This window comes from Vibrio sp. V43_P6S15P86 (assembly GCF_009904725.1).
GTDB lineage: Bacteria > Pseudomonadota > Gammaproteobacteria > Enterobacterales > Vibrionaceae > Vibrio > Vibrio diabolicus.
The window spans coordinates 24,153-31,060 of sequence record NZ_WXWT01000323.1 but is presented as its reverse complement, the minus strand read 5'-3'; the positions used below and the strand labels follow the sequence as shown (position 1 = coordinate 31,060).

Genomic DNA, 6,908 nt, shown 5'->3' with positions numbered 1-6,908 from the left:
GAATAGCAAAGGCCTGTTGCAAATGCTCACCACCAAGTTGACGACAGTATCTCAGCGTGAGTGGGGCGCCATCATTTTTGACCAGCGTGAGCGAGTTAATGCAGTTCACCAAATCCGCTTGTTGCTGTTTTTCTAGTTGCAGCTCAAACTGCAAGGTTTCACGATATAAAGCGTCATTGACTTGAGACTTAAGATGGCGACGTAAGTCGCGAAAAGAGTGCAGTAAGGTTTCGCTTCGGCCCAGACAGCTTTGTACCAGAGGCCAGTCTTTTTCTTGGAAAATGAGTTGCTGCTCATCGAGCCATCTGAGCAGCAGGAGTAGGTTCACGTTGCCGTGATAATTGTTCTGTAATGATAAACACGCTTCTTTCACTTCTCGCACACCATAAAATTGCAGACTGAACTGCCAAAGGTGTTCTAGGGTGAGTGTGTATTCAGCGTGTTGATTACTCATTGATTAAACTCTAGCTCCATCTGCTCCAGTTCTTCCTGAGCAGACATCCATTCCATTTCAATTTCTTCGAGCTCTGCCTTACTAGAAGCTTGAAGAGCCAGCACTTGGTTAAGTTTAGCTTTATTTTCGGCTTCATACAGTGAGTTATCTGCCAATTGTTCTTCAGCTTCGGCCAGTGCAGCACCTAACTTATCCATTTTATTTTCTAATTGTGTCAGCGTTTTGCGAATTGGCGCCGTCTGCTTACGAAATTCTGCATCGCGACGTTTCTGCTCTTTTTTCGCTGCCGCGCTGTTGGCGCTATCTTTGGCTGGCTGTGCAGCTTGTGCTTCTTTGCGTTCCGCTCTTTGTTGCTCAGTTAACCATTTGTAGTAGTCGTTTAAGTCACCATCGAACGGCGCAACTTGACGATCATGCACCAAGTACAAGTCATCGGTTGTAGCACGCAGTAAGTAGCGATCGTGCGAAACAATCACCATTGCACCTTCGAACGTTTGCAGTGCCATCGTCAATGCCTGACGCATGTCCAAATCCAAGTGGTTGGTTGGTTCATCAAGTAGCAACAGGTTTGGCTTTTGCCACACAATTAAGGCCAGCACTAAACGGGCTTTTTCACCACCCGAAAACGGCGCGACTTTCTCCAGTGCTTTGTCGCCTTGGAAGCCAAAGCTGCCCAGGTAATCACGTAGCTGTTGTTCGGTTTGATCCGGCGCGATCTGCATCATGTGTTGCAGCGGCGTTTCCTCTGGGTGCAGCGTTTCTAATTGATGCTGAGCAAAGTAACCTATTTTTACGCCTTGTGAGTAAGTCAGATCGCCACCTTGCGCGTTAAGCTCACCAGAGAGTAATTTGATTAAGGTCGATTTACCCGCGCCATTACGGCCGAGCAGACCAATGCGACTGCCAGGAACCAAGTTCAAGCGGATCTTCTCTAAGATCAAGTTGTCACCGTAGCCTGCCGAGACTTCATCCATCATCATGATTGGGTTTGGCAGCGCCGCGGGCTCACGGAATTGGAAGCTAAATGGGTTATCGAATTGAGCGGGTAACACTTTCTCCATGCGCTCCAAAGCTTTAATACGGCTTTGAGCCTGGCGTGCTTTAGAGGCTTTATAACGGAAGCGGTCGATGTAGCTTTGCATGTGCGACATCTGTTTCTGTTGCTTCTCGAACATCGCTTGCTGCAGCATCATTTTTTGCGCTCGTTGGTTTTCGAACGACGAATAGTTACCCGTGTATTCGTTCAATTGTTGGTTTTCGATGTGGATAATACGGCCAACAATTGGGTCAAGGAAGTCACGGTCGTGCGAGATCAGGATCAGTGTGCCTGGGTAGTTTTGTAGCCAACGTTCAAGCCACATCACTGCGTCTAAGTCCAAGTGGTTGGTTGGCTCATCGAGTAGCAATAAGTCAGAACGGCACAATAGCGCCTGGGCTAGGTTAAGGCGCATACGCCAACCACCTGAGAATTGAGTCAAACTCCAACTCATTTGCTCTTGGCTGAAACCTAAACCGTCGAGCAATTCTGCAGCGCGAGCGCGAATGCTATAACCGCCGATGGTTTCAATTTTACCGTGGATCTCCGCAACCAAGGTGCCGTTGTCTTGTGCTTCCGCTTCAGCCAACTGCGTTTCGAGCGCTCGGTATTCGCGATCACCATCAATGACGTATTCCAGTGCGGTGCGCTCTAGCGCTGGCGTTTCCTGTGCGACCCAGGCCAGTTCCCAATGTTGAGGTTGGCTAAATGAGCCAGCATCAATCGACAGTTCATCTTTCAGCAATGCAAATAGCGTTGATTTACCGCAGCCGTTTTTGCCCACAAGACCGACTTTATCGCCAGGATGGATAGTCGCTGAAGCTTGGTCTAAAAGAGGTTTACCGCCACGCAGTAACTGAATATCAGAGAAGGTAATCATAAAGTTTTCATTCACTTTGCGCAGTGCGCGTTGCTTGGTTACATAGCGAAGTGGTTTCAATCGTTTTTAAAGCCACTTGGGTATATATCTAGCGGTGAATAGTAGGGGTATTGGCCGGAAAAGTCGATTGATTCGCTTTAATTGCATTATGCTGTACAAAAAAGTATAACAATTTGATAACGGATAAAAATAACCACAAGGACGACCATTTGGCTGTTGCACCGTCTATTCTCCCAAAAGTTCTGGTCATTTATGCTCATCCAGAGCCACATAACTCGATTGCCAATCAAGTGATGATAAAAAAAGCTCAGTCGCTTGATCACGTCACTGTGCACGATCTTTACGGTGTTTACCCCGATTTCTTTATTGATGTGAATTACGAACATGAGTTGTTGCTCGCTCACGATGTGATTGTATTTCACCACCCACTTTATATGTATTCATGTCCAGCCCTATTAAAAGAGTGGCTAGACCGAGTGTTAGGTAAAGGCTTTGCGTTTGGCGGAGGTGCGGCGCTAGAAGGAAAATACTGGCGCAGTGTGATTACAACGGGGGGGAAAGAAGAGGCCTTTAGCGCGAAGGGGTACAACAAATATCCATTACAGCAAATCTTACAACCGTTTGAACTGACGGCCGCCTTGTGTCAAATGCACTGGATTGAACCTTTGGTGTTGTATTGGTCGCGTAATGTCTCGGATATTGAGCGGTATGAGCACGCCGAATTGTATCGTCGGTGGTTGAACAACCCACTTGAAAACTGGCAAGCAACAGACCAAGGAGGTCAGTATGGCGATAACCAGTGAGTTTCTTCAAAGTAGTGTGGTCTTTCTTTCGGCTGCGGTTATTGCGGTGCCGATTGCTCAGCGCCTTGGGCTTGGCTCGGTTTTAGGTTATTTACTCGCTGGTGTGTTGATTGGCCCATGGGGGCTTGGCTTAATTAGCGACGTTGATGCCATTTTGCATTTTGCCGAGCTTGGGGTTGTGTTGTTACTGTTTTTGATAGGGCTGGAATTAAACCCTAAAAAATTGTGGCAGATGCGAGGGCCGATTTTAGGTTTAGGCGGTGCGCAGGTTGTGGTCACGACCGCCGTGATTGGTAGTGTCGTCAGTATGTTTGGCGTAAGCATGCAAGTGAGTTTGGTGATCGGGATGGGGTTGGCGCTGTCCTCGACGGCGATTGCGCTTAAAGTCATTGAAGAGCAAGGGCTTAATGGTACCGAAACGGGGCAATCTGGTTTTGCGGTGCTGCTCTTTCAAGATATTGCAGTGATCCCGATGCTGGCGATGTTGCCCTTGCTAGCAGGCGGGCATAGTGGTGGAAGTTGGTTGGATGTCTTCACTATTTTAGGCAGTGTGGTAGCACTGTTGATTGGAGGTCACTTTTTACTACGTCCGCTATTTCGTTTTGTCGTGATGAGCGGTGTTCGTGAGCTCTTTACCGTTGCTGCACTTTTAGTCGTGCTTGGCATTTCGGTCGTGATGCAAAAGCTCGGCCTTTCGATGGCATTGGGGACTTTTTTAGCAGGCGTTTTGCTGGCAGAGAGTGAGTATCGCCATGAGCTGGAAATCGCGATCGAGCCATTTAAAGGTCTGTTGTTGGGGTTATTCTTTATTGCGGTGGGCATGGCGGTAAACTTGGGGTTATTGGCATTACACCCGTTAGAGATTCTCGGTGCGGTGGTGGCTTTGGTCGTGGTTAAGGGTTTGGTTTTGTATGCATTGGCGAGAGCTGCCCGTGTCGGAGCCAAAGCGAGAAGCCGTATGGCTGCAATTTTGAGCCAAGGCGGTGAGTTTGCCTTTGTCATATTTACCGCGGCGAGCCAAGAGGGCATTTTGTCCAAAGAGCAAGTGGCGTTTCTGTTGGTGGTGGTCAGTCTATCCATGGTGACGACTCCTCTTTTGCTGATGGGACAAAAGAAGTGGTTTGCTCATACCCTGAATCAAGAAGAAGAGGGCATGACCACGAAAGTCGTGGATCGCCGACCACGCGTTATCATTGCAGGCTTTGGACGTTTCGGTCAGATCGTCGGACGTTTAATGTATGCCAATAAAATCAAAGTGACAGTATTAGAAAGTGATGCCAGCCAAATCCACCTATTACGTAAGTATGGTTACAAAGTGTTTTATGGCGATGCTACACAAATTGACCTATTGAGGGCTGCTGGCGCTGATAAAGCGGAAGCATTGGTTATTTGTACTGATTCACCTGATGAGGTGATGGCCATCGTGGACATTTGTCGCGTGCACTTCCCGAAACTTAAGTTGTTAGCCCGAGCAAGAAGCCGTGTCGAGGCTTACCAGTTAATGAGCCACGGTGTTGAGAATTACTCTCGTGAAACATTTTTAGGGGCATTGGATCTCGGTCGTCAAGCGCTCGTAGAACTTGGTATGCACCCTTATCAAGCAAAGCGGGCAGAAGCACATTTTCGTAAGTTAGATAATGCTATGCTTAAGGACTTATTGCCTCAGCACAATGAAGATAAGAAATTGGCTCAGAGAGCGAAAGAAGCACGCAAAGAGCTAGAAGAAATTTTTGGTCGTGAGATGGAGAGCGACCATCAGTCACCTAATCATTGGAAGTAGTACTTGAGCCAAGACTCAAGCTAAGGAAATAGCGTGAAAATCAAGAAACGTTTTATTGCCGGCGCTAGCTGCCCAAATTGCAGCCAGCAAGATACCCTGCGCTGGTGGATTGAAAATAACATCGAATTAGTTGAGTGTGTCGAGTGTGAGTTTACAGAGCAGCGCAAACCACAATCTGTAGAGAAAAATAAACACTCAGATCAGGAAATGATCGGAATTTTTAAGCCGGAATAATTGAACTTCGATAATTGATCCCCATAATACACCCAGATATCTCAGTACTTAACCCCATTCAGGTTAAGTCAATTAATCTCCCTGGAGTTAGTATGAAAATTGAAAAGAACGTTGTTGCAAGCCTTGCATACAAAGTAATGATGGAAGACGGTGTCGTTGTTGATCAATCAACAGCAGAAGCACCCCTAGATTACCTTCACGGTCACAACAACCTAATCACAGGTCTTGAAAAAGAACTTGAAGGTAAAGTGGCTGGCGACAAGTTCTCAGTAACGGTAGCTCCTGAAGAAGCTTACGGCGAGCACAACGATGCGCTAGTACAACGCGTTCCTGCGAACGTGTTCCAAGGCGTTGAGCAAATCGAAGTGGGCATGCGCTTCCTAGCTGACACTGACCAAGGTCCAATCCCTGTTGAAGTAACAGAAGTTGACGGCAACGAAGTGGTTGTTGACGGTAACCATATGTTAGCTGGTCAAACACTAACTTTCGAAGTAGAAGTTATGTCTACACGTGAAGCAACAGCAGAAGAGATCGAACACGGTCACATCCACCAAGGTGGTGGCTGTTGTGGTGGTCACGATCATGACCACGATCACGAAGAAGAAGGCGGCTGCTGTGGCGGCGGTAGCTGTGGTTCTCACTAATCATAAGCGCCTTCACTAGATAATCTTATCTAGCAAAGCTTTGAAAAGCGCAAGTTGAGTTTTCAACTTGCGCTTTTTGTTTATCTAAGGTGTAGTGCCAACCATACAAGGAATAACAGTTGGACAAAGTGATGACGAAACCTTTCTCGATTGCCATTCATGGCGGTGCAGGCACCATCTTGCGTGAACAGATGAGCGATGAGCTGCAACAATCCATCTTGGCGGATTTAGAAGCTGCGGTAAAAGCGGGACATCAAATTCTAGAAACGGGCGGTGAAGCCTTAGATGCAGTCGTAGCGGCAGTGAAAGTATTGGAAGACTCTCCTAACTTTAATGCGGGTAAAGGCTCAGTGCTGACCAACAACGAAATGGTTGAAATGGACGCTTCTGTGATGGATGGGCGAAACCTTGCAGCAGGTGCGGTCGCTGGGGTTCGTCATATCAGAAACCCAATTGAGCTCGCTCGTGACGTGATGCGAAACAGCAATCATGTGTTGTTGGTGGGTGAGGGCGCAGAGAAGTTTGCTTTTGAGCAAGGCCATGAGTATACCGAGCAAGATTACTTCTTTACTGATCGCCGTTATGAGCAGTTACTGTCTATGCGTGAGAAAGGACTGTTTGCTTTGTCGGAATCTCGTTACCCAGATGACCGTAAGCACGGTACGGTTGGTGCGGTGGCATTGGACCAACAAGGCAACTTAGCCGCTGCCACCAGTACGGGTGGCGTGACGAATAAGAAATACAACCGAGTCGGAGATTCTGCTCTGATTGGTTGTGGTACGGTGGCCGAAAATGGCGTTGTGGCAGTTTCCACTACGGGTGTCGGTGAGTTCTTTATTCGTAAACGTGTTGCGGAAGACGTTGCAGCACGTATGCGTTACTTACAAGAAGATATTCATACGGCTTGTGAACACATTATCCAAGGTGATCTCAAACAGATGGGCGGAGAGGGCGGTTTGATTGCCATTGATGCTAAAGGTGAGATGCACTTTGCGATGAACAGTTCTGGCATGTACCGAGCAGGCATTAATACGCAAGGCGAGCTGAGCGTTAAAATCTACGCCGACGAATAGCTTC

7 protein-coding genes are annotated in these 6,908 nt (G+C 47.6%); 5 read left to right on the top strand and 2 right to left on the bottom strand.

Annotated features, from left to right (window positions below; translation table 11 throughout):
- Both CAG69_RS14345 and CAG69_RS14340 read right to left on the bottom strand, forming a co-directional pair.
- Positions 1 to 454 (bottom strand): TIGR02444 family protein (locus CAG69_RS14345; RefSeq protein ID WP_161444805.1); only part of this gene is annotated, 454 nt, incomplete at its 3' end.
- The gene (locus tag CAG69_RS14340; protein ID WP_161444807.1) at positions 451 to 2,370 is read right to left on the bottom strand and encodes an ABC transporter ATP-binding protein; all 1,920 of its coding nucleotides are present in this window, start codon (positions 2,368 to 2,370) and stop codon (positions 451 to 453) included. The genes CAG69_RS14340 and CAG69_RS14345, both read right to left, overlap by 4 nt.
- 209 nt (positions 2,371 to 2,579) lie before the next feature.
- Here CAG69_RS14340 and kefG point away from each other — a divergent pair, with 209 nt between their 5' ends.
- From kefG to CAG69_RS14315, 5 genes are all read left to right on the top strand, one after another.
- Entirely contained in the window at positions 2,580 to 3,173 is a 594-nt protein-coding gene (kefG, locus tag CAG69_RS14335) for a glutathione-regulated potassium-efflux system ancillary protein KefG (RefSeq protein ID WP_161444803.1), read from the top strand.
- Positions 3,157 to 4,953, top strand: coding sequence for a glutathione-regulated potassium-efflux system protein KefB (kefB, locus tag CAG69_RS14330; protein WP_005382809.1), 1,797 nt, complete (start codon positions 3,157 to 3,159; stop codon positions 4,951 to 4,953). Before kefG ends, kefB begins: the two co-directional genes overlap by 17 nt.
- Positions 4,954 to 4,986: 33 nt before the next feature.
- On the top strand, positions 4,987 to 5,187 hold the full coding sequence (locus CAG69_RS14325; RefSeq protein WP_005381449.1) for a YheV family putative zinc ribbon protein: 201 nt from the start codon (positions 4,987 to 4,989) through the stop codon (positions 5,185 to 5,187).
- Between the two features lie 92 nt (positions 5,188 to 5,279).
- Positions 5,280 to 5,831: a peptidylprolyl isomerase gene (gene slyD / locus CAG69_RS14320; RefSeq protein ID WP_161444801.1), complete on the top strand. Its 552-nt coding sequence runs from the start codon at positions 5,280 to 5,282 to the stop codon at positions 5,829 to 5,831.
- A 131-nt stretch (positions 5,832 to 5,962) separates the two neighbouring features.
- Positions 5,963 to 6,904: an isoaspartyl peptidase/L-asparaginase family protein gene (locus tag CAG69_RS14315; RefSeq protein ID WP_053303049.1), complete on the top strand. Its 942-nt coding sequence runs from the start codon at positions 5,963 to 5,965 to the stop codon at positions 6,902 to 6,904.
- Positions 6,905 to 6,908 lie beyond the last annotated feature (4 nt).

Coding starts and splice junctions, on each gene's coding strand:
- CAG69_RS14340 (WP_161444807.1), bottom strand. CDS start 2,370: ATGATTACCTTCTCTGATATTCAGTTACTGCGTGGCGGTAAACCTCTT.
- kefB (WP_005382809.1), top strand. CDS start 3,157: ATGGCGATAACCAGTGAGTTTCTTCAAAGTAGTGTGGTCTTTCTTTCG.
- slyD (WP_161444801.1), top strand. CDS start 5,280: ATGAAAATTGAAAAGAACGTTGTTGCAAGCCTTGCATACAAAGTAATG.
- CAG69_RS14315 (WP_053303049.1), top strand. CDS start 5,963: ATGACGAAACCTTTCTCGATTGCCATTCATGGCGGTGCAGGCACCATC.